Raw genomic sequence first — 23282 nt, forward strand, 5'->3', positions numbered from 1 at the left:
TTTCTTACATGATACCAGATTATTTAATCATTTGTTCATATTTCATTTTTTCTACCCACACTTTTTGGAAGAGAACCAAAAGATTTTATCGGTAAAGATATCATAACTTTTTTTGAAATTGACGTTAAGAAACAGATCGAATATTTCTTTAGAAGGCACAATCAGAGCAAGTTGTTGATTTTTAAATCATACTTTCCCAACAGAAATGGAGAAGAAACACCTTTTGAATTCAAATTAGAAAATTTCCGGCCAAACGATGAAAACCTTTACATATTAATTGGAAAAGATTTAAGTGAAAGTGAAAAGTACAAAAAGGAGATCGAAATCATTCAAAAAAACCAAGGAACTATTCGAAAAGCTTTAGAAGTCTCTCAAATAGGAATTTGGGAATGGGATGTGAACTCCGGTAAATTCAATTATGACGAAAGATACAAAGAAATCTTAGGATACACCACAGACCCATTTGAAGGCAAATGGAGCAAATTCGAAGAGTCGATCAATGAAGAAGACACAGAATTGGTAATAAAAAATATGAGAGAACATTTTTTGACTAAAACAAGCAAATTTGAAGGAGCGTACCGCATAAAAGATGTGAACAATAATGACAAATGGTTTCTTTCAAGGGGTAAAGTTTTAGAACGAAACAAGTTTGGACTACCTTTGAATATGGTTGGTACTTATTTAGAACTAACTGAAGATAAGAAACAAATTGAAGAAATGAAGAAAGAGAAAGATTTTATTGAAAAAGTTGTTGAAAACATGGGACAAGGCCTGGTTTTATTAGATTTTGATTTTAACATTAAATATGCTAATAAATCATTCTACAAAATGGTTAAGTTTGAAGAAGAAATCTCAGATTTAAAAAAAGTTATAGATCAAAGACATTGTGAAAGTTTTTATGAAAATATTCAAAATCTAAAAAGAAGCACCCATAATGCAATTTCTTTCGAATCTAACTTAGTTACGAAAAGCGGTAACAAAGTTCCAGTTTTAATTACGGGTGTAACGTATGAAGAAGATGATGGAAGCAGAATTATTTTAGTCATAACAGACATCACTGAAAAGAAAAAAGTTGAAGAAATACTTAAAAAATATGCTACTTTCGACGATTTAACAGGTTCTTATAACAGAAGAGCAGGTTTTTATGCTTTAGAAAAATATTTTCAACTTGCCAAAAGAAGGCAAGAGCCTCTATCTATTGTTTTTATTGATGTAGACAATCTTAAATACATAAACGACAATCATGGCCACGATGTAGGAGATTATATTCTAAAAAAGGTAACAGATGTATTAAAAAGTACTTTAAGAGAATCTGATTTGATAATACGAGTAGGTGGAGACGAATTCATTTTAGGGCTTCCAAACGCTGAAGAAGTTGATGTTCACAAGATTTTTCAAAGAATTTTAAGCCAACTCAAAGAGGTAAAAGTGGATGGTAACATGAGGATTGATTTAAGTTACGGTGTTTCAGAATACAGAGACTTTCAAAAGGATATAAACCTTGAATTATTAATAAAAGAAGCTGATAATAAGATGTACGAAATGAAAAAAGCAAAGAAATGAAATGTTTCCTTGACAGTTGAGAATATCAATGCTATAATATTTCAGGGTTGAATAAGAAGCAAAAATCACGGAGAGGTGGCCGAGTGGCCGAAGGCGCTTGCCTGCTAAGCAAGTGTAGAGGTGACTCTACCGAGGGTTCGAATCCCTCCCTCTCCGCCATTTTTTATCAATTATTGTATTAATGTGCCTGTAGCTCAATTGGATAGAGCGTTGGACTGCGGATCCGGAGGTTGCCGGTTCAAATCCGGCCAGGCACGCCAAATTATGAAAATAAAATCGGTCTTATTTTAGACCGATTTTTGTTTATGCCTTTTGAACTTTTCCAGATTTTAAACATTTCGTACAAACATACATTTTTCTTACTGTACCTTCGTCGGTTACTACTCTTATCTTTTGAAGGTTAGGCTTCCATACTCTTCTTGTCGTTACTTTTGATTTAGCAACGGTGTTTCCAGTCGCCGGACTTTTTCCGCATATCTCGCATTTTCTAGACATTTATATTCCTCCTTAGCCTCTGCACTTTTTTGTGTCTTTAGAAATTCTACTAATTAATAATCAACTTTCTTTAAATCTCATATTTAAATTAACCTTTTGCCATAACTTTTTTTATAACGATAAGCCGAATTTCCCTTCCTAAAAATCCTTGTTCGCTTCTCTGTAAATAAAGTACAAATCCATTTCGTTGTCACCAGAAACGTAAACGGGAAACCCCAATATAACACCTTTAGAATTCACTTTTACAATCTTGCCAGTAAATACGGATGGAGGAGTTACAACTATATTATAACCATATTTTTCAAGATTAGTTGCTATGGAACCAGAAACCATGTTGCCAAGTTCTCCTATAGCGCTGATAGCCATATCATTAATCTCCTCTATTTTCATCATACCATCCATCATATTATTAACTATATCCTTTGCGACATTCTCGGTAAAGGAATAAAGAATATTTCCTTCAAGTTCCCCTGTAAAACCTATATTAGTAACCACATCGTAATGCTTTTCAATTTCTTTAACAATAGAGGGCTTTTCCAATTGAATATCTATCTTTGTGATTATCTTAAAGGTATTTTTGAGAGAGGCCAGTACTGAATTTATTATATTAACGTCTATTTAATAGCACCTCCAGTTCTAAGACCATTTTGTTCCTTCAGGGGTATCTTTTATTTCTATACCAATTTTGCTTAAGTTATCCCTTATGTAGTCAGAAAGATTGTATAACTTTTCTTCTCTAAGAGCAGATCTTACGTTTAGAATAATTTCCATTAATTGATTTAATTCTACCTTGTTCTTCTGCATTTGTTCATTAGTTTCAAAAACCCCTAAAATACTTCCATAAATATTCCTTATTATATAATAATTATTTTTTATTGTTTCTTCATCACGTGAATTTAACGCTTTGTTTAAATCTCTCGATAATTCAAAGATTCTTGCTACAACTGAAGGTGTATCAAAATCATTTGAAAGATTACTAATGAGATATTCTTCTTGTTCCTTAAAACAATTCATTTCCCGAGGATAAGGGACTTTTCCGTTAAAGAAAGCTTCAGCGTCATTCAATGATTCTTTAACTCTATTAACTGATACCTCTTGGTTATGAAGCAATTCTTCACTTACATCTATAGGTATCCGATAGTGCTTGCTGAGTACAAAAATTTTTAAGACATCCGAATCAAATTTTTTCAAAAGGTCTCTTAAATACCAAACGTTCCCTAAGGATTTTGACATCTTATCTTGTGCCATACGAATCATTCCGTTGTGCATCCAATATTTTGCAAAATCTTTACCACTTTTTGCTATAGCTTGAGCCCTCTCGTTCTCGTGATGAGGAAAGATAAGGTCGTTCCCTCCCGCATGAATATCGAAGATATCTCCCAATATTTCAGAAGACATAACAGAACATTCTATGTGCCATCCCGGGCGGCCTTTTCCCCATGGACTTTCCCAAAACGGTTCTCCTTCTTTTGAAGATTTCCATAGGGCGAAGTCCAAAGGATTTTTTTTGTATTCAGAAACTTCTACTCTGACCCCTACTTTCAGATCTTCAATCTTTCTGTGGGATAACTCTCCATATTTTGAAAATTTTCCCACTTCAAAGTAAACATCGCCATTTTCAGCCTTATAGGCGTAACCTTTTTCTTCAAGTTCCTTTATGTAAGAAATAATTTCATCAACATAGTTGGTAGTTTTTGGGTGAAAATTAAAAGCCCTTGCTTTAAGAGCCGTCATGTCTCTCCAATACTCAATTATATATCTTTTCCCTACCTCTTCGAAAGGTAGGTTCTCTTTTTTTGCTTGATCGATGATCTTATCGTCTATATCGGTGAAGTTCTGTACTAATGTAACTTTGTAACCAATATATTCCAAAAAACGCCTAAAGGCATCAAATATTATAATAGGCCTGGCATTCCCAATGTGTAACAAGTTGTAGACCGTCGGTCCACAAAGATAAATCTTTATTTCGCCTTCTTTCACCGGTACTAAATCAACTAGTTGTGCACTTAAAGTATCGTATATTTTAATTATAGGAAGATGCTTCAAATCTCGATCACCCTTTGGAGTCTTTCCAAAACCGTGTTTCTACCTAACAAAAATATCGTATTTATCAAATCAGGTCCATGAAATGAATCAGTTAAAATTTTTCTTAAAGACATGTAAAATGGTTTCTTTTGAGGATTGGCTTCATTCATGGCATTCTTTAAATTTTCCGTTATCGTTTGTACATCCCATTTGTCATCTTCATTAAAATACTTATAAACTAAGTTAATAGCTTCTTTTACTCCTCTTTTATTGAAGTATTCTTTAAATTCAGGATCATTTGTATCTGGGAATACATCTTTTAAAAAAACTTCCATTTTTTCGGGTATTTCACTTAGTATTTCAACAGAAGAAAGAATAGTTTCTAAAGCTTTAATAACCCATTTTTTGTTTACTTCATATTGTTCTTTACTTAGTAGTTTTGATCCAATCACAAAAGGTTCAGCCAGTTGATAGATTTCTTCCAACGATTTATTTCTTAGATATTGCCCGTTCATCCATTTTAATTTTTTCTCATCGAATATAGCTGGACTTGAATTAACTCTATCCAAAGTAAAATTATCAATTATTTCAGAGAGAGGCAATATTTCTTTACCTTCAGGATGAGACCAGCCAAGCAAAGCCAAATAATTGTCAACAGCTTCAGGCAAATATCCCTGAACCATAAACTCTTCGACAGAGGTAGCACCATGTCTCTTGGATAATTTTTTCCCATCTGGTCCTAAGATCATCGAAACATGTGCAAATATTGGGGGTTCCACCTCAAAAGCTTCATAAATTGCCATTTGTCGCAAAGTGTTTGGTAGATGATCGTCCCCCCTGATAACATGGGTGATTTTCATTTCTATATCGTCCACAACGACAGCAAAATTATATGTAGGTATACCGTTGCTTCTTAGAATTATAAAATCACCTATAGAACCTTTCTTAAAGATAACTTTACCCTTTATTTTATCATCGAGTTCATAATCTTTTTGAGGCATCTTCAAAAAAACAACGGGGTTTAACCCTTTGTAATTGTACTCTTCAATTCTCTCCTCTGTGTTGTACTTTGAAATCAAATCATAGGTATAATGTGGTGGTTTACCTCCGCTGATTAGCTGATTTTTTACCTCTTCTATTTCTTCTGGTGATATATATGCTTCGTATGCTTTACCTTTTTCTATTAGTTCCTTTGCTCTTCGTTGGTATATTTCTATTCTTTCACTCTGACGATAAGGTCCATAATCTCCACCATTTATTGGCCCTTCATCCCAATTCAAATTCAACCATTTTAGAGTGTTTATAAGTTGATCTTCAGATTCTTTTGTTGAACGTTCTATGTCTGTATCTTCAATTCTTAAGATAAATTTTCCTTCATTTTTTTTGGAAAAGAGATAGTTAAAAAGTGCTGTTCTAGCTCCACCAACGTGAAGATACCCTGTTGGACTTGGTGCAAATCTTGTTCTTACAGTATTTGAGATCATTGTTTCGTCCTCCAAAATTTTTTGATTTTATTAAAGAAGTAAATATTTGTAGAAAGCGCAAATACTTTTCGAATCTGTAATTTCGACTTTTTTTATCATATCTTTCATTTCATTTGTTGTTACCTTTAAAACTTCAACAAACTCGTCATCATCTGGATTGACTCCTACTTCAGTTAATTCTTTGGCCAGATATAAATATATTTTTTCCGTTGAAAAACCTGGGGTTGTGTATATGTATCCTAACTCAACCCATTTGTTTGCTTGCTTTCCTATTTCTTCTGCTAATTCCCTTTTGCCACATTCCAAAGGGTTCTCATTAGGTGAGTCAAACTTTCCTGCAGGTATTTCTATTAATACTTTTCTTATTGGGAATCTGTATTGTTTAACGAGGTAGATGTTTCCTTCATTATCTACTGGCAATATTGCTACTGCTCCAGGATGGTTAACAACTTCCCTGGTTGATGTGTTTTTGTTTGGTAATTCTACGTTGTATTTTTCTAAATCTAAGATTTTTCCCTTAAAAATAACTTCTTTTGATAACTCTTTTTCTATTAAATCCATAATAGTTAGACTCCTAAATTATGATTTTGTTGTTTTTAGAAACTCTAAAACTTGTGTTAGCGCCCCTTCGCCCCGCTGCCCACCCTTTTTAGGAAGGGACCTGCGGTCCTTAACCCCAAACATTAAGGGGTAAACCCCTTAAGATCCCCAAGTTCAAAATCAAAATTTATTATAAAGAAGCTTTTTTGCATAAAGCTGCAAAAAGGCTCCGCCCTGTGACCCATTTTAAAATCAAAATCTTATTTTTGAAAGGTGAACTTTTTTTCTATGTTGTGCTTAGTCTTTATTAGCGCCCTTTCACCCCGCTACCCCGCCCATAAGGAAGTATAAAAGGCTTTCCCACAGCTCCCAGCATTTAACAAATTTTTACCTATTTCACAAATCTTTGGGGCCAAAGGCATTTGGTAGTAACTCACTTACTTTCGTCTTTTCTATTTTCCCTTTTGTATTTGCTAGATAAACGTCGAAATCCCCGAACTCAGCCATTACTTGTCTACATGCCCCACATGGTTTTACAGGTGCCTCACCTTGTGCAACGATTAACATAGCTTTGAACTCACGTTTGCCCTTGGCAACAGCAGAAAATATTGCATTTCTTTCAGCACAAATAGATAATCCATACGAAGCATTTTCCACATTACAACCTGAAAAGATTTCTCCATCATTTGATAATAAACATGCTCCTACCTTAAAATTAGAATAAGGTGCATATGCATTTTCTCTTGTTTTCATAGCTTCTTCATACAATTTTTCAACAATATTTTTATCGTTCATCCTTCTCTTTATCATTCCCTTCTTGGTTTTCTGTTTGCATTTTTGGATGTACAGTTATTTTGACTTTATCGATCTTGTTAATGGTTACGGAAATTACTTCGAATTCATAATTTTCCAGATAATATATCTCACCAGGTTTAGGAAATCTTTTGAACCTTTCAAGTAAAAATCCACCAATGGTTTCAAACTCAGTTTCTGGAAATTCTATGTCCAACTCTCTTTCGACATCGTTAATTGGTGTTGTACCATCCACTAGTATAACATTTTCTGCTACTCTTATTATATTAGTTTCATCACTATAGTCATCGTACTCATCAAAAATTTCCCCGGTCATCTCTTCTATTATATCTTCTAAAGTAACTAATCCTGCTGTTCCTCCATATTCATCAACAACTATGGCCATATGTGTATGATTATTTAAAAACATTCTAAAAACATCTCTTATTTTCATCGTTATGGGTACAAAGAATGGTTTATGCATAATTTCCGTAACTTTTAATTTTTGCAATTTGGTAAAATCTTTTACCTCGTCTAGTTTTTTGAAAATATCTTTTGCGTAAACGATGCCAATAACATTGTCTAACGTTTCCTTGAAAACAGGAATCCTCGAGTATCCTTCTTCATTTATTATCTTGATCAATTCCTCCATAGTTTTTGTATCCTCAATGGCTAATATATCGACTCTTGGAGTCATAATTTCTTTAACAGAAGTCTCCTTCATTTCTAGACTTCTTTGCATCAGGTACTTTTCACTTTTCTCAATTACCCCTTCTTCATGCCCTATGTCCAAGTAAGAAATTATTTCGTCCTCTGTGATTAGTGGTGGAGCATTGGTGATGATCTCACCACCAAAAAGTCTAATAAACACGTTGGAAAGATTTACAAGCAACCATACAACAGGTGTTAAAAGTTGATTTAAAAAATTGATTGTGAAAAAGGTAAAGTTAAAATATTTTTCTCTATTTTCTCTAGCATATACCTTAGGTGTTATTTCTCCAAAAATCAATATTAATATGGTCATGATAGCCGTTACTAAACCAACAGCGCCACTATGAGAAGATGGCATTAATCTCACTGCAAAAACTGTTGCGGTAGATGTAGCTAAGATATTTACAAGATTGTTCATTACAAGTATCGTAGTTAAATAATGATTTGGATTTTCAACAAAATGTTGGTACTTTTTTCTTTTTTTCTCATCTTTTTCTTCATCGATCAGTTCTCTTATCCTGTATCTCCCTATTGTAGTCAAGGCAGTTTCAGATCCAGAAAAAAATCCTGAAAGAAACAAAAGAACAATTAACAAAACTAATGAGCCCCACAAACCACCGGGGTCATCCACTATCCATCATCTCCTTATTACGATATTTTTTTGAAACCATATCCTATAGCTTCACTATTTGGCAAAATAACCATAAACGCGTTGCTATCCCTCTCCCTTATAATCTTCTTAAGCAAGCCTATCTCTGACCTGGAAATAGTCACCATTATAACATTTTTTTCTTGATTAGTGTAACTACCTACTCCTTTTAAAAAAGTAACTCCTCTATCTAATTTGCTATATATATCCTCTTTAATTTTATCATAATAATCGCTAATAACCAAAATTGTTCTTGTCGATTCAAATCCTTCTATCACCCCATCTATAGTCTTTGCAGTTACGAAAATTGCGATTATTCCATACATTGGTAATAAGGGATTAATTAATATGGAAGACGCGGTTATAACGGTATCAGCAATCATAAGACCCGTACCTACACTCAAAGAGAGATATTTGTTGAAAATCATTGCGATTATATCTGTTCCACCGGTAGTTGCACCTTTCCATATAACTAGCCCCATGCCAAATCCAGCTATCAGAGCTCCGTAAAAGGCAGCCAATAAGGTCATTTCTAGACCTGCATTTCCTGTTTCTTTCATCAATGTAGGGATCAGTTGATCTAAGCCTAAACCATGCTGAAAAAAATCGGTGGAAAAAGAAAGCAAAGCAGCCGAGTATATGCTCTTTATTCCAAATCCTATTCCAAGCAACCAAAACCCCAAAAAAAACAAAATCAAATTATAAATGAACATTTGTATCCCTACCCACCAACCAAAAAAATTATTTAATATTATAGCCAATCCGCTAACTCCGCCAGCAATAATATTGTAAGGGATCATGAAGAGAACTAAACCCATAGCAGTTATCAAAGTACCCACCGTAATAATGATATAATCCTTGATAACTATTTTTTGATCAGAGATATTAAATTTCAATCTTTATACCCCCAAGCTGAATTATTCAACATTTGTTTCTTCTAAAAGTTGGCTGAGGATCTTCTTCTCTTTTCTAGATGGCTTGTTGATTTTCACGTTTATTTTGACATATAAATCTCCTCTTTTGCCACCACCAAATTCCGGAAGTCCCATATTTCTAAACCTTAAAATGGTTCCAGGGTTGGTTCCTTCTGGTAATTCTTCTTCGATGTCTCCCTCCAACGTGGGAATTTTGACCGTTCCTCCCAAAACTGCTTTCAAATAATTTATCGTGATCTCTGTTTCTAAATCTGCCCCTTTTCTGACAAATTTTTCATGGGGAAGAACTCTTACTTGAACAATTAAATCACCGTTTGGACCTCCGTTCTTACCTGCATTACCTTTCCCTCTTATCCTCATAGTATAGCTATTTGGAACTCCTGCAGGAATCGTAATTTCAATCTTTTCTTTTTTCAAAACTTTTCCGCTACCAGCACAATAAGGACATCTATGGTTGATTATTCTACCTTCTCCATTACAAGTTGGACATGTATATGTTCTAACAAAACTACCAAAAAAACTCCTTTGTTCCTCTCTTATAACCCCTTTACCATTACATCTCGGACAAGTTTCAAAACTGGTGCCGTTTTCTGCTCCGGTACCATGACAGTGCTGACATACTTCGTACCTGTTGTACTCAACAATTTTCTTAACATCGTACATAATTTCTTCTAATTTTAAACTGATTACTACATTAATATCTTCTCCACGTTCTTTGGCAACGTTTCTTTGTCTAGAAGAAGACCTACCTCCGCTTCCTTGTGTACCAAAGAACATATCGAAAAAGTCAGAGAATGGGCCTCCACCAAAATCTTCTCCAAATATATCTCCAAAAATATCACCTATGCCGCCGCCTGCACTACTTTGCCCTGTATAGGCGGTTCCTTCTTCTGGTACAAACCCGAATCTATCGTACACTTTCCTTTTTTGTGGATCACTTAAAACTTCATAAGCCTCCTGAATCTCTTTAAATTTGCGCTCTGCCTCTTCTTTATTTTCACGGTGTCTATCAGGATGCCACTCTTTAACTTTTTGTCTATACGCCTTTTTTATCTCTTCTTGTGATGCATTTCTATCTACTCCTAAGATTTTGTAATAATCTTTTCTTTCAGCCATAATTATTTATCACCTTCTTTTGAGTCGATTCCTTCCGCAGTTTGTTCCTCGGAACCGGCATTTTCGTCACAAGGGTTTTTCTTGTCTTCAACTTTTCCCTTGACCCCGTTCGGGGTGTTCTCCTTCGGTTTAACAGCAACTATAACCCTTGCTGGTTTTATTACTTCGCCTTCCAATTTGTAACCAATTGATTGGACATCGTATATGCAGTATTCGTTCACTTCTTTCGTTTCAAACTTGTCAATAACATCGTGTTCGAATGGATCGAATTGATCACCTTTTTGAGGAACGATAAATTTCATTTTCAAGGAGTCAAAGACCTTCAACATGTCTTTGTAAACCATCTCAACTGCCGAAACAAATTCAGGTTCATCTTTGTAATTCAAAGAAAGCTTCAACTTTTCAAAAGGAACAAGTAATTTTTCTATTATCTTCTTTGTTGTACTCAATTTTATTTGCTTTTTTTCTTTTTCCACTAAATTTTTGTAATCTTCAAATTTAGTTTTAAGATATATAGAATACTCTTTAAATTCATCTCTTTCTTTTTCTACCTTTTTTAACTCGTTTTTCAGCTCTTTATTTTCTTTTTCCAATTCCTCTACTTTCTTTTTCAACGATTCGATATCTTCTTGATTTGATTCTTTCTCTTTTGTTTCTTTCATTTCTTCTCTTTCTTCTCGCTGTGCTCTTTCTTCTCTTTCTTCAGCTTTGTCTCTTTTTTCCATTTCAGCGAAACACCTCCTAAAAACTGATTATTACTATTTTTAAGTTTGCGCCCTTTCACCCCGCAGCCCACCCATCTAAGGAAAGAGTCTGGAGCCCCTTAAACCCAGTATGGGGAGGGCTTCGCCCTGAACCCTTTTTAAAATCGAAATCTTATTTTTGAAAGATGTTCTTTTTTCTATGCTGCGCTTAATCTTTATTAGCGCCTCTTTCACCCCGCAGCCCACCCATAGAGAGTTTCGAACTGGGACCCTTTTAAAACCTTTTATCTCTTAAGTCTATAAACAAAATTATATACCATTTTCACAAATTTTTTGATATAATCTCTGAGAGCCTAGAAATATACTCTCTCAAAAAATAGTAATTTTTTTCATAATTACAGTATTTTTGAGTTATAAACAGCACCCTGCCAAGGGGATCGGCATTTAATTTATAAGTAGTGTAAAAAAATACCATTTTTTTTAGCGCTTTAGAGTTTAAATCTTCACCAAATAATATTTCTATATCATCGGTGAAATCTAAAAGTTTAAATATCCCTTCTTTGATTGTATCATTTTCAACCATTGAAGCCAATGTTTCGATAGCTTCCAAGTCTGGAATAGATTGAGAAATGATTTTTTCAAGACCGCTTATAATATATTTTTTTCTGTTAAACTCAGATGTTAAATGCCCCAAAATCTCTATGAAATTAGTCACCCTTAGATCTTCTGTTTCAAATTTTGGAGCTGAAAGAAACATGAAAAGTGAATGAAAAGATTTGCCAACAAGACCATTATTCAAAATATTTTCTAATTCCTTTGAAGGTGGCAGACCATATATTTCAACCGTCCTGGATACAGCTAAACCTAAATTTGTTAAAATAGTAATGACGTTATTTGTATCCATCAAAGGGGTAACTGTTACCCGTGTTATATATACATATTTTGGATTAGGATATTCAAAAATCACCAAACCTTCCAAGGTATTGGCTATTAGTTCACTCAAACTTTGAAACATAAGATTCAAATCGTAAAACTTGTACTTTTTTGGAATTTCGATATGTGTATCCTCTTGGTTGTAGGCGTCTTTTATCATTTGAAAATAGATCTTTAAAGCGGGATTTGTAGGAATTCTTCCACCACTTGAGTGTTGTTGATAAATGTATCCTAATTTTTGGAGTTTTTGCATATCGTTTCTAATAGTGGCACTACTAGCTTTTATATTTGAATTTTCCAAAACTTCATCAGAGCTAACTGGTTTTTCGTTTTTTATGTATAATTCAACAATAGTTTTTAGAATTTCCTTTTGTCTATCGTGTAGCACCTTAGCCATTTTATCACTCCTGCATATTAAGTGCTAATAATATGATACCAGGTCTTATATACATTGTCAAATATATTAATTTACTACATTGTAACAAGAGAATTTTTGGGTGAGGGACATGCAGGTCCCTCCTTAAAAGGGTGGGCTGCGGGGCGAAGGGGCGCAAACATAGATAGAATAAGTATTTTAACACTTGAGGGCCGTAGACCCCTTCTTTAGACTAGTGATGAGAAAAGCAATTATTTAGGAGGCAACATTAATGAAAATCCCTTCAAACGAATTAATACAACTTTTAAACGGTAATATAAAAAAGAAAGTAATCAACAATGAGATATTGAATATAGCAGATATTAAAGACAACAGTGAAAATGTTGAAAAAGACGATGTTTTTATCGCTTTTAAAGGTTCACGTTTCGATGGCCATGATTTTATCCTTTCAGCATTTAATAAAGGTGCTTCATTAATAATTGCTCAAGACGAAGAAAAGATTCCAACAAATGATTCTCTGCAATACATAATCGTAGACGATATTAAAAAGGCTGCTGCCGATTTATCTCACAAATTATTCGACATCTCTCCAGATGATTTTAAAACACTTGGAGTAACAGGCACTAACGGTAAATCTACAACGGTATCTTTAGTTCATCACATCTTACAAAAATCAGATAAGGATTCGACGCTAATAAGTACCGTAGAAATTCAAATAAAAGACGAGGTAATTAAGGAACCATACAACACCACTCCCAGTATCTTAGAGTTGTCCAAAATACTAAAAAACAGCAAAGAAAATAATATTGAATTTATTAACATGGAAGTATCCTCCCATGCTATCCATCAAAGAAGAATTGAAGGCTTTAAATTCGATATCATATCTTTCACAAACATCACAAGGGATCATTTGGACTATCATAAAGATTTTGAAGAATACAAAAATATCAAGTTGTCCCTGATAAACTATTTAAAAGATGAAGGAAAAATAATAATAAATCTCGACAGGTTGAACAAAGAAGACTTCGTTAAAAGCGGAAAAGAAGTTATCACCTATGGATTTAAAAAAAATGCAGACTTTGTTATAGATAATTACGAACAAACGCTTCAACAAATGAAATTCACGATAACAACAAAGGAAAATAAAAGTTTTGAAATACGATCCCACTTGATAGGGAAGTTCAACGTTTACAATATAACAAATGCCTTTGTAATAGCGACCCTATTCGGGCTGGATCCTGAAAAAATCATCTATCCCATTTACACATTTAAAGGTGTCCCTGGAAGGTTTCAAATCGTTCCCAACAGTCAATCGTTGGGATTTGTTGCGGTTATCGATTTTGCACACACCCCTGATGCACTTAACGAAGTATTAAAAACCGCTTCGTCAATAACTGAAGGTAGGATAATCACAGTATTTGGGGCCGGTGGAAACGCAGACCAAGGAAAGCGAAAGTTGATGGGACAAGTTGTAAGTGAGAATTCAGACGTCATAGTTCTCACCAACGATGATCCAAAGGACGAAGATCCCAACCAAATAATAGAAGATGTATCAAAAGGTATAGACAAAGATAAACATTTCATCATCATACCTGATAGAGAAACTGCTATAGACACAGCCTTAAGATTTGCCAACAAAGGCGACATGGTAATCATAGCGGGAAGAGGTCATGAAAAATACCAACTCTTCGCCCACGGAAAAAAGGTTGAGTTCAACGATTACGAAGTGACCAAAAAACTAATTGACAAAATAAAAAGGAGTTCGGGAAGGTAGTGTTAGAACGGTTAAAATATAAAGGCCACAATTTTCAAATTGACTCTCGAAAAGTCAACAAAGGTGACGTGTTTTTATGTTTAAAAGGCGAGAAAACAGATGGACATCTTTTTATAAACGACGCATTGAAAAACGGGGCGTCTTATGTAATTGTTGAAAAAGATGTTGCAGGTTTTCCAAAAGAAAAAATAATAAAAGTCAACAGCGTCTTGGAAGAAATGCTTATCTCTGCTTCCACATTAATCAATCAAAACGCTAAATTAAAGATTGGAATAACTGGGTCCACCGGGAAAACCACCACGAAAGAATGCTTATACTATTTGTTGTTAGCCTATTTCAAAACCTTTAGAAACGAGATGAACTTGAATACAGAGATAGGAATACCCTTATCAATTTTAAACAACTATAACAATGAAGAAACCGTCATACTAGAAGAGGGTCTTAGAAAAAAAGGAGATATTGAATTTCTATCGAAATACTTTAAATTAGACGTTGCATTCATCACAAACATAGGGGCTTCACATTTGGAATTTTTAGATTCTTTAAAAACGGTAGCTAAGGAAAAGATGAAAATAACAAGTAGCATGGATAAAGGGGTTTTGATAATCAATGGAGATTACTCGATATTAAAAGAATTGGCGCCGAAGCATCTGAAACAACTAACCTTTGGAACCAAAGATGAAAACGATGCCGTTTTACAAAGCTTCCATTACAATGAAAACCACACCACAACTGTTTACGCCAAAATTCTTAAAGAAGATTTCATGGTAACACTGAACAATTACTGGAGTGAAGGTCAGATATTAGACTTGCTTTCAGGATTGTTGTTTTTGAGATTCATCGACTTACCAATCGATCCATACTATTTATCCAACATTAACATCCCTCAAGACCGTTTTCAAACCATAAAACGTGGAAATCTTTTAATAGTGAACGACTCATACAACGCATCGTACGAATCTTTTAAAAGTGCTTTTAACAGCATAAGTAAATTTAGTCTTTCCCCTAAAATTATCATAATGGGGGAAATAAAAGAATTAGGAAAATACAGTGAAGAATACCACATTAAAGTTATAACAGAAGCCTTAAACATTTTTGACCATATTTATTTCTATGATCCACAAGAAAAATTCACTTATCTATCAAACGATAAAGTTACCTTCTTTCAAGAACTAAAAACAATTGATGAGATAATATCAAACACCACCGAAGGAGTGATCTATATAAAAGGATCTAACGCTACAGGAATAAACAAATATCTCAAGGAAAGTGACTTAATTTGGAAAGACTAATATTTTATATCACGTTAATAACTTTTATTGTTTTACTTTTTCTCTATCCAATATTTATAAAATGGTTAAAAAAAAGGCAATTTGGACAGTATATCAGAAAAGAAGGTCCTGATCTTCATAATTACAAGCAAGGAACCCCTACAATGGGGGGAATTTTATTCGTTCTCGCTATTTTTTTTCTGAGTATGCTCACTTACTTCATTCAAAATGAAGATTTATTTCTGATAATTGGAGTTGCTACTTTACTTTTTGGGTTTATTGGATTTCTCGATGACTATCTGAGTATAAAAAAGAAAGATTCAACAGGGTTAACAGCCATACAAAAATTGTTAATGCAATTCTTATTCTCCATCTTTATAGTATATCTCATATCAAAAATGAATCCCCATTCGATATTGAAAATACCTTTCACAACTAAAAGCTTAGACCTAAAATATTTCTATCCGCTGTGGGGAATAATATACCTAACAGGTATGTCCAACGCAACAAATTTAACTGACGGAATAGACGGACTGTCCGCAGGAATTTATGTAACATCAGCACTATTCACCACACTGATTGCAGGCGTGAATTTTAATTACATTCCCATATTGATATTGCCTGTAATAGCGTATCTCTTTTACAACATAAAACCGGCAAAAATATTTATGGGAGACACTGGATCTTTAGCTTTAGGTGGAATATTAGGTTCTTTAGCGTTATATTATTCTGTTGAACTTTTTACTATTTTAACCTGTTTTATATTTATTACAGAGATGTTTAGCGTTATAATACAAGTGGGAAGTTTCAAAATACGAAAAAAAAGAGTCTTTTTAATGGCTCCAATTCATCATCATTTTGAACTAAAAAAATGGAGTGAAGAACGAATCGTTCTAACATTCTGGACTATAAACTTATTAACTGGAATAGTCGCCTTAGGAGGAGTATTGTGAAGATTTGCCTTGTAGGATACGGAAAGAGTAACGCAGAGTTACTGACGAAGCTTTTAAAAACAAACCATCAAATCTTTGTCAGTCAAGACAGAGATTTTAAAAAAAGCGATGAAATATACTTTAAGAAAAACAACATTCAATATGAAACTGACCACAACGACCTTTTAAAAAACTGTGATTTGGCTATCGTAAGCCCTGGCATCCCTCCAAACAGTAAGGCTGCTAAAATAATATTTGAAAATAATATCGATTACACTACAGAATTAGAGTATTCATGGGAAAGTATAAAAAAAGCAAACAAAAAAGCTGTTTTTATTGGAATAACAGGAACCGACGGGAAATCAACTACCACCTCTTTAATAGGACATATATTAAAATTCGCAGATTCTTTAACCTTTGTAGGGGGTAATATTGGAGTTCCCTTAGCCCAAGCAGCAGAAACTTTAAACTATTACGTAGTTGAAGTTAGTTCTTTTCAAATATTCTGGTCAAAATGGTTTTCTCCTGAAATATCTGTATTAACGAACTTAGCACCCGATCATCTAAACTGGCATAAAGACTTGAATGATTACTACGAAACCAAAGCAAACTTATTGTTAAGAACCCTCAAATCAGGAGGAGTGGCAGTTATCAATGAAGACTCTGTGAATCTTTTAAATCTAAAAGATTATCAATCAAGTGAAAGGTTTATAACTTTCTCTAAAGACGTAATTGAAGGTAACTACATTAAATACAGAGACAAAAAAATACATGTCAACAACAAAATATTTGAACTGGACATCTTCAAAGAAGACATCTTGGCATCAGTAGTGACGACGTTAAATCTTGGAATCTCTGAAAAAATTATCGAAGAAGCAATAAACTCTTTCAAACCACTAAAGTATAGGTTAGAACTGATAAAAAGCAAAAACAGAGTCAATTATTTCAACGATTCAAAAGCAACCAACGCTCACTCCGCTTACAACGCTTACAAAAGTTTCAGAGGAAAGAGTTATATAGCAATCTTAAGTGGAATTCCTAAAAATGAAGACTTAACACCACTAATTGAAGAACTTAAAACATATGCCAAAGCCGTATTAGTATTTGGAGAAATGGAAAAAGAAGTCAAAAAATACCCATTGAATCACAAATTTATCTTCAAAAGTAATTTAGAAGAAGTATTCTTATACCTAAGTGAAATATGTGAAGTTGGAGACAATGTAGTATTTTCACCAGCTGGCGCAAGTTTTGATAAATATAAAAATTATGAAGAAAGAGGGGAACATTTCAGTTCTTTGGTAGCAAAATCGTAAATGGGTTACAGGGCGAAGCCCTCCCCTTGCTGGGTTTAAGGGGCTCCAGACCCTTTCCTTAAATGGGTGGGCTGCGGGGTGAAGGGGCGCAAACAATGATCCTTTTCCTCACGGGTGGGGAGCGGGGTGGAAGGGCGCTAATAAAAACCAAGCTAGCTTGCAAAAAAGTTCCTCTCTCAAAAATAGGATTTTAATTTTAAAAGGGTTACAGGGCGAAGCCCTCCCTTTCCTTAAATGGGTGGGGAGGGGGGGAAGGGGCGTAAACATTGATCCTTTTCCTTACGGGTGGGGAGCGGGGTGAAAGGGCGCTAATAAAGACTAAGCATAGCTTACAAAAAAGTTCATTTTTCAAAAATAGGATTTTAATTTTAAAAGGGTTACAGGGCGAAGCCCTCCCCTTGCTGGGCTAGGGACCGCAGGTCCCTGATAATTCCATATCTTGGAGGCATTTAGATGGATAATGAAGAAGTAAAAATCGTCATCGAAAAATTAGTCTACGGTGGATACGGCATGGCACGTTATGCCGGCAAAATCTACATGGTAAACAACGTTTACCCTGGAGAGTTTGTCTCCGTTATTCCAACAAGAACGAATAAAAATTTAGTATTTGCGGATCTAAAAGAAATCATACAACCATCCCATCAAAGGGTATCCTCCAAATGCAAACACTTCCCTGAATGCGGAGGTTGCCAATGGCTCGATTATGATTATCAATCCCAACTAAAATCAAAAACAGAGATAGTAAAAGAACAGTTAGAAAGAATCGGTAAGTTAGATAGTTCCCTTGTGAATGACATAATCGAAAGCGATTTAATCTGGGGTTACAGAAACAGAATGGAATACGCTTTTCAGAAAAATAATAACTTAAAATTAGGTTTAAATATTGCCAATTCAAACAAGGTTCTTGATATCTACTCATGCCCAATCTCACCTAATTTATTTGATAACATAAGAAATAAATTCAGAGAACTAGTTAATAAATTGAATATCGAAATATACGACAAAAACTCAAAAAAAGGAATCTTGAAACATTTAGTCATCCGAAGATCCTTTTCCAAAAATCAAACGATGGTTATTATAGTTACCAACACAGAGTATTTGCCTTATGAAGAAGAGATAAAACAGTTTTTTCAACAGAATTTCCATCCTTATTCACTCATTCACTTGATGAACAGTTCCGATAGCGTTGTACTACGGGGACCTTACAAAACGCTTCTCGGTGAAGGAGTATTAAATGAGGAGTTTGATGATTTTAAATTCCAAATTCCACCAACTGCTTTTTTTCAAAACAACTACAATGTTACACAAAAGCTATTAAGGCACATATTAGAATATTTCAAAAACAACACACAAAAAGATGACACTATGTTAGACTTATACTCTGGTGTTGGACTATTTTCAATATACTTTTTACCGCTCTTTAAACATATAGAATCCGTTGAAACCTCCAAAGTTTCAGTAAAAGCGGCGATCTCAAATTCTCATATAAACTTTATTAAAAACGTTAATTTCATATTAGCAAGTTCAAAACCGTATCTCATGAAAAATTCCGATAAAAGATTTGACTATGTCATCTTAGATCCCCCAAGAAAAGGTTTGGAAAAGAAAGAGATCCAATTACTATCTTCTATGGCAGAAAAAGGGATAATCTATGTATCTTGTGACCCTTCAACTTTTGCCAGAGATCTCAATATATTTACAAAAAATGGATTCACTCTAAAATCAGTTCAACCATTTGATATGTTTCCACACTCATACCACATCGAAAACGTTGGCATTTTAGAAAAAAAATGAAGTGAGTTACAGGTCAAAGAACTTCCCTTGCTGGGTTAGGGACCGCAGGTCCCTTTCCTTAAATGGGCGGGATGCGGGGCGAAGGAGAGCAAATAATGTTCCTTTTCCATACGGGTGGGGAGCGGGGCGAAGGGGCGCTAATAAAGACTAAGCATAGCTTACAAAAAATTTCCTCTTTCAAAAATAAGGTTTCAATTTTAAAAGGGTTCAGGGTAAAGCCCTCAACAATTGAAAGGAGGCTTCTATGAAATTTTCTACTAAAATAGAATCATTACAACCATCTGCAACTATCGAGTTAAACTCAAAGGCTTTAGAACTACAAAACAAAGGGTACGAAATAGTCAGGCTGACAGCTGGAGAACCTGATTTTGAGACTCCGCAACCTATAATAAACGCAGCTTACCAAGCCATGAAAGAAGGAAAAACCAAATACACCGACAACAAAGGAATAAAAGAACTCAGACAAAAGATAGCTCAATATATAAATAAAAAATACTCAACTAATTACAATGAGAACAACGTAATCGTAACTAATGGAGGAAAGCAAGCTCTATTTAACTCGCTCTTTTTGATAACAAACCCGGGCGATGAAATAATAGTGATTGATCCATCTTGGGTCAGTTACGACGCACAAATCAGAATGGTTGGTGGAATTCCCGTTCACGTTAAAACTACGAAAGAAAATAACTACATACCAGAAAAAAAACAGTTAGAAAAAGCCATCACCAAAAAAACAAAAGCTATTATAATTAATTCTCCCAACAACCCAACAGGTGTGGTTTACGATAAAGAGTTTTTGAGCTTTATCTCAAAACTCTCCATCGATCATGACTTTATAATCTTAAGTGATGAAGTATATGATGCCCTTGTTTATGACGGTAACTACACCTCTATGGCAAACTTTGAAAAATCAAGAGATAGAACAATATTTATAAACAGTTTCTCAAAAACCTGGTCAATGACGGGATGGAGAGTGGGATATACGATTGCCAACGAAAAAATCATAACTCAGATGGCTAAAATTCAATCTCATTCAACTTCTAATGTGAACACACCCTCTCAATATGCTGCACTTAAAGCCTTAGAAATAGACAATTCTTACATGGTAAAAGAATTCAAAAAAAGAAGGGACTACTTGTACGCTGAATTCATAAAACTCGGTTTAACTTTTCACAAACCAAAAGGTGCTTTCTATTATTTTATAGACATATCGAAGTATGGATTGAACGATAAAGAATTCTGTGAAAAATTACTCGATTATGGTCTGGCAGTCGTTCCAGGCTCGGCTTTCTTTTCTGACGGGCACATCAGACTTTCTTTTGCAGCCTCTATGAATGATTTGCAAAAGGCGGTCGAAATACTTAAAAAGTTCCTAACGGATTTGGAGACGGAAAACGTATGAAAATTGATTTATTAGTAGCTGAGATAGGAAGTACAACAACCGTGATCACAGCTTACCAACTCACGGAAAAGAGCGTTAAAATAATAGCTCAAACAGAAAGTTACACAACCATAGACAAAGGTGATGTAACCATTGGAATAGAAAAGGCACTAAAAAATATGGAAGAAAAAGTTAAAGATAAAATAAGTTGGGAAAAATTTTTAGCAACCTCTTCTGCTGCAGGTGGGCTAAGTATGACGGTCCATGGATTGGTGTACGATATGACAGTCAGGGCAGCGAAAGAAGCGGCATTAGGAGCTGGGGCTATTTTAAAATACATCACATCCGGCAAACTTAGAGAAACCCATTTGAAGCAAATTTTAAAGATTAAGCCAAAATTGATTCTCTTATCAGGTGGAGTCGATTACGGAGAAGCAGAAACCGTTCTTTACAATGCTGAATTACTCTCTAACTTGCCTTTAGACATCCCCATAATATACGCAGGAAACACTGCTGTAAAAGAAGAAATAGAAGAAATCTTCAAAGAAAAGAACAAAAATATAATAATAACAGAAAACGTCTACCCTAAAATAGATCACCTCAACGTTGAACCGGCAAGAAAAATAATCCAAGAGGTTTTCTCGAAACACATAATTCATGCCCCAGGTATGGAAAAAATCTATGATGTAGTGGATGAAGAAGTCATTCCTACCCCTGCGGCTGTTATGAACACCACTGAATTACTAAATGAACTGTATGGAGATGTTCTAACAGTTGACATTGGAGGAGCCACCACGGATATAGACTCTGTTACCGATGGTTCACCAGAAATTCAAAAGATTTTAGTATCTCCACAACCCCGTTCCAAAAGAACAGTCGATGGAGACATGGGAATATACGTAAACGCACATAACGTAGTTGAAATGATAGGCAAAGAACAAATAAAAAAAGACTTTGAAAACTACGAAGAGATACTAAAAAATCTATCCCCTTATCCACAAAACAACGAACAAGAAAAATTTGCTGCTTATTTAGCAAAGTTTTGTTTCTTGACATCCCTAAAAAGACACGCTGGAAGAATTGATTACATCTTTACCCCCACCGGAAGAAAAAAGGTGGCTCAGGGAAAAGATTTAACCGCGGTTAAAATCATCTTTGGCACCGGAGGAATACTATCAAGGTCAAAATACAAAAAAGAGATATTTGAAAGCTTAAAACAGTTAAAAAATTCAGATGACCTATTACTACCATCAAAAGAGGTAACCTTCGCCTACGACAAAAATTACATATTCGCTAACATAGGTGTTATCGCAAACCTCGACAAAGAAATAGCAAAGAAAATTCTACAAAATGATATAGAATGGGTATAGGGTGGGGTTTAAGGGCGAAGCCCTCCTTTCCTTAGATGGGTGGGGCGCGGGGTAGAAGGGCGCTGTTTTATAAAGAGTAAGCTCAGCTTACAAAAAAGTTCATCTTTCAAAAATAAGATATTACTTTTAAAAGGGTTACATGGCGGAGCCCTCTCCCCTTGTTGGTTATAAAGGACCGCAGGTCCTTCCTTAGATGGGTGGGGTGCGGGGGAAAGGGCCGCATATCAAAAGACTAGGAGTGAAAAAAAATGATAAAAATCGGCGCACATATGAAAATCTCAAAAGGCTTCAAAAAAGTCCCTCCTGACACAGCAAACATTGGAGGCAACACCTTCCAAATCTTCACAAGTTCACCACGGGTTTGGAAAGTAAACCCACCAAAAGAAAGCGATGTAGAAGGCTTCAAAAACGCAATGAACGAATTCAACATAAATTTTGAAGACGTCTTAGTTCATTCAAGCTACTTAATAAACCTCGCCTCTCCAAAAGACGACATCAGAGAAAAATCCATAAATGCAATGATAGAAGAAATAAAAGCCACAGACCAATTAGGAATACACCACTACAACTTCCACCCAGGAAGCCATTTAGGCGAAGGAGAAGGATTCGGCATAAACAAAATATTAGAAGGGTTAGATACCATCTTCAAAGAAGTCCAGAATACAAAAGTAACTATCTTGCTCGAAAACGTTGCACAAAAAGGTTCAAACATAGGATACTCCATGGAACAACTAGGAAGAATAATAAACAATTCACCATGGAAAGAAAGATTAGGCATAACTTACGATACCTGCCATGGATTCGATTCTAAGTACGACATAAGAAAAAAAGAAGAGGTACAAAGACTATTAGACGAAATTGACAAATACATCGGCTTAAATAAACTGAAAATGATCCATCTAAACGACTCAAAATATGACGTAGGCGCTGCTAAAGACAGACACGAATTTATAGGCAAAGGATACATAGGAAAAGAAGGATTTAAAACCTTCCTCTCTTTCGATGAAATATCTAAGCTACCTCTGATACTTGAAACCCCAGGAGATGATCCGGAGCATAGCCAAGACATCAAAGTAGTAAAAGAGATCTTCAAAGAATTAGGAAAGCTTTAAAAAATACCCCCA

Annotated in this window: 20 protein-coding genes and 2 tRNA genes; 11 read left to right on the plus strand and 11 right to left on the minus strand. The window is 34.8% G+C overall.

The features are described from left to right. Positions 1-39: 39 nt before the first annotated feature. The 3 genes from ACW9JY_RS00005 to ACW9JY_RS00015 all read left to right on the plus strand — a co-directional run bounded on the left by ACW9JY_RS00005 (position 40) and on the right by ACW9JY_RS00015 (position 1823). The gene (locus ACW9JY_RS00005) at positions 40-1563 is read left to right on the plus strand and encodes a sensor domain-containing diguanylate cyclase (protein WP_457283038.1); all 1524 of its coding nucleotides are present in this window, start codon (positions 40-42) and stop codon (positions 1561-1563) included. Between the two features lie 69 nt (positions 1564-1632). Further along, positions 1633-1722: transfer RNA gene (locus ACW9JY_RS00010), tRNA-Ser, on the plus strand. Positions 1723-1746: 24 nt separating this feature from the next. Next, positions 1747-1823: transfer RNA gene (locus ACW9JY_RS00015), tRNA-Arg, on the plus strand. A 43-nt stretch (positions 1824-1866) separates the two neighbouring features. Here the strand turns inward: ACW9JY_RS00015 and rpmB are convergent. The 11 genes from rpmB to ACW9JY_RS00070 all read right to left on the minus strand — a co-directional run bounded on the left by rpmB (position 1867) and on the right by ACW9JY_RS00070 (position 12344). Continuing rightward, positions 1867-2058, minus strand: a complete 192-nt coding sequence (gene rpmB / locus ACW9JY_RS00020; RefSeq protein ID WP_103076214.1) for a 50S ribosomal protein L28 — start codon at positions 2056-2058, stop codon at positions 1867-1869. A gap of 138 nt (positions 2059-2196) precedes the next feature. Beyond that, a complete protein-coding gene (locus ACW9JY_RS00025; protein ID WP_457282924.1) occupies positions 2197-2598 on the minus strand; it encodes a chemotaxis protein CheX in 402 nt (133 codons plus the stop codon). Between the two features lie 96 nt (positions 2599-2694). Beyond that, positions 2695-4086: a cysteine--tRNA ligase gene (gene cysS / locus ACW9JY_RS00030; RefSeq protein ID WP_457283039.1), complete on the minus strand. Its 1392-nt coding sequence runs from the start codon at positions 4084-4086 to the stop codon at positions 2695-2697. A gap of 14 nt (positions 4087-4100) precedes the next feature. Next, positions 4101-5567 carry a glutamate--tRNA ligase gene (gene gltX / locus ACW9JY_RS00035; protein ID WP_457282925.1) on the minus strand — a complete coding sequence of 489 codons (1467 nt, stop codon included), beginning with the start codon at positions 5565-5567 and terminating at the stop codon, positions 4101-4103. Positions 5568-5597: 30 nt separating this feature from the next. Further along, positions 5598-6128, minus strand: coding sequence for an NUDIX domain-containing protein (locus tag ACW9JY_RS00040; RefSeq protein WP_457282926.1), 531 nt, complete (start codon positions 6126-6128; stop codon positions 5598-5600). A 375-nt stretch (positions 6129-6503) separates the two neighbouring features. Then, positions 6504-6902 carry a cytidine deaminase gene (gene cdd, locus ACW9JY_RS00045; RefSeq protein WP_103076239.1) on the minus strand — a complete coding sequence of 133 codons (399 nt, stop codon included), beginning with the start codon at positions 6900-6902 and terminating at the stop codon, positions 6504-6506. After that, positions 6892-8241: a hemolysin family protein gene (locus tag ACW9JY_RS00050; RefSeq protein WP_103899121.1), complete on the minus strand. Its 1350-nt coding sequence runs from the start codon at positions 8239-8241 to the stop codon at positions 6892-6894. The genes cdd and ACW9JY_RS00050 overlap by 11 nt, the downstream gene beginning before the upstream one ends. A 17-nt stretch (positions 8242-8258) precedes the next feature. Continuing rightward, the gene (locus ACW9JY_RS00055) at positions 8259-9155 is read right to left on the minus strand and encodes a YitT family protein (RefSeq protein WP_103079352.1); all 897 of its coding nucleotides are present in this window, start codon (positions 9153-9155) and stop codon (positions 8259-8261) included. A gap of 21 nt (positions 9156-9176) precedes the next feature. Beyond that, positions 9177-10313, minus strand: a complete 1137-nt coding sequence (gene dnaJ, locus ACW9JY_RS00060) for a molecular chaperone DnaJ (RefSeq protein ID WP_342750141.1) — start codon at positions 10311-10313, stop codon at positions 9177-9179. Beyond that, positions 10313-11035, minus strand: a complete 723-nt coding sequence (locus ACW9JY_RS00065) for a nucleotide exchange factor GrpE (protein ID WP_103079353.1) — start codon at positions 11033-11035, stop codon at positions 10313-10315. The genes dnaJ and ACW9JY_RS00065 overlap by 1 nt, the downstream gene beginning before the upstream one ends. 301 nt (positions 11036-11336) lie before the next feature. Further along, positions 11337-12344, minus strand: coding sequence for a hypothetical protein (locus tag ACW9JY_RS00070; protein WP_457282927.1), 1008 nt, complete (start codon positions 12342-12344; stop codon positions 11337-11339). Positions 12345-12594: 250 nt separating this feature from the next. Here ACW9JY_RS00070 and ACW9JY_RS00075 point away from each other — a divergent pair, with 250 nt between their 5' ends. From ACW9JY_RS00075 to ACW9JY_RS00110, 8 genes are all read left to right on the plus strand, one after another. Beyond that, positions 12595-14097 (plus strand): UDP-N-acetylmuramoyl-L-alanyl-D-glutamate--2,6-diaminopimelate ligase, encoded by a 1503-nt coding sequence (locus ACW9JY_RS00075; RefSeq protein WP_457282928.1) that lies wholly within the window; start codon positions 12595-12597, stop codon positions 14095-14097. Continuing rightward, complete coding sequence (gene murF, locus ACW9JY_RS00080; RefSeq protein WP_103899116.1) at positions 14097-15389, plus strand: UDP-N-acetylmuramoyl-tripeptide--D-alanyl-D-alanine ligase; 1293 nt, start codon at positions 14097-14099, stop codon at positions 15387-15389. Before ACW9JY_RS00075 ends, murF begins: the two co-directional genes overlap by 1 nt. Then, the gene (gene mraY / locus ACW9JY_RS00085; RefSeq protein WP_103899115.1) at positions 15377-16321 is read left to right on the plus strand and encodes a phospho-N-acetylmuramoyl-pentapeptide-transferase; all 945 of its coding nucleotides are present in this window, start codon (positions 15377-15379) and stop codon (positions 16319-16321) included. The genes murF and mraY overlap by 13 nt, the downstream gene beginning before the upstream one ends. Continuing rightward, positions 16318-17613 carry a UDP-N-acetylmuramoyl-L-alanine--D-glutamate ligase gene (murD, locus tag ACW9JY_RS00090; RefSeq protein ID WP_457282929.1) on the plus strand — a complete coding sequence of 432 codons (1296 nt, stop codon included), beginning with the start codon at positions 16318-16320 and terminating at the stop codon, positions 17611-17613. Before mraY ends, murD begins: the two co-directional genes overlap by 4 nt. A gap of 453 nt (positions 17614-18066) precedes the next feature. Continuing rightward, on the plus strand, positions 18067-19407 hold the full coding sequence (rlmD, locus tag ACW9JY_RS00095; protein WP_457282930.1) for a 23S rRNA (uracil(1939)-C(5))-methyltransferase RlmD: 1341 nt from the start codon (positions 18067-18069) through the stop codon (positions 19405-19407). 244 nt (positions 19408-19651) lie between these two features. After that, complete coding sequence (aspC, locus tag ACW9JY_RS00100) at positions 19652-20809, plus strand: aspartate aminotransferase (RefSeq protein ID WP_457282931.1); 1158 nt, start codon at positions 19652-19654, stop codon at positions 20807-20809. After that, positions 20806-22158, plus strand: coding sequence for a GlmL-related ornithine degradation protein (locus ACW9JY_RS00105; protein ID WP_457282932.1), 1353 nt, complete (start codon positions 20806-20808; stop codon positions 22156-22158). Before aspC ends, ACW9JY_RS00105 begins: the two co-directional genes overlap by 4 nt. A gap of 248 nt (positions 22159-22406) precedes the next feature. Beyond that, the gene (locus ACW9JY_RS00110; protein ID WP_457282933.1) at positions 22407-23270 is read left to right on the plus strand and encodes a deoxyribonuclease IV; all 864 of its coding nucleotides are present in this window, start codon (positions 22407-22409) and stop codon (positions 23268-23270) included. Positions 23271-23282: the final 12 nt, after the last annotated feature.

It is taken from the genome of Petrotoga sp. DB-2, assembly GCF_054051725.1.

Excerpts from the sequence above, each read along its gene's own strand:
- rpmB (WP_103076214.1), bottom strand. The coding sequence starts at position 2,058 with ATGTCTAGAAAATGCGAGATATGCGGAAAAAGTCCGGCGACTGGAAAC.
- gltX (WP_457282925.1), bottom strand. The coding sequence starts at position 5,567 with ATGATCTCAAATACTGTAAGAACAAGATTTGCACCAAGTCCAACAGGG.
- ACW9JY_RS00040 (WP_457282926.1), bottom strand. The coding sequence starts at position 6,128 with ATGGATTTAATAGAAAAAGAGTTATCAAAAGAAGTTATTTTTAAGGGA.
- cdd (WP_103076239.1), bottom strand. The coding sequence starts at position 6,902 with ATGAACGATAAAAATATTGTTGAAAAATTGTATGAAGAAGCTATGAAA.
- ACW9JY_RS00065 (WP_103079353.1), bottom strand. The coding sequence starts at position 11,035 with ATGGAAAAAAGAGACAAAGCTGAAGAAAGAGAAGAAAGAGCACAGCGA.
- ACW9JY_RS00070 (WP_457282927.1), bottom strand. The coding sequence starts at position 12,344 with ATGGCTAAGGTGCTACACGATAGACAAAAGGAAATTCTAAAAACTATT.
- ACW9JY_RS00075 (WP_457282928.1), top strand. The coding sequence starts at position 12,595 with ATGAAAATCCCTTCAAACGAATTAATACAACTTTTAAACGGTAATATA.
- rlmD (WP_457282930.1), top strand. The coding sequence starts at position 18,067 with ATGGATAATGAAGAAGTAAAAATCGTCATCGAAAAATTAGTCTACGGT.
- aspC (WP_457282931.1), top strand. The coding sequence starts at position 19,652 with ATGAAATTTTCTACTAAAATAGAATCATTACAACCATCTGCAACTATC.
- ACW9JY_RS00105 (WP_457282932.1), top strand. The coding sequence starts at position 20,806 with ATGAAAATTGATTTATTAGTAGCTGAGATAGGAAGTACAACAACCGTG.
- ACW9JY_RS00110 (WP_457282933.1), top strand. The coding sequence starts at position 22,407 with ATGATAAAAATCGGCGCACATATGAAAATCTCAAAAGGCTTCAAAAAA.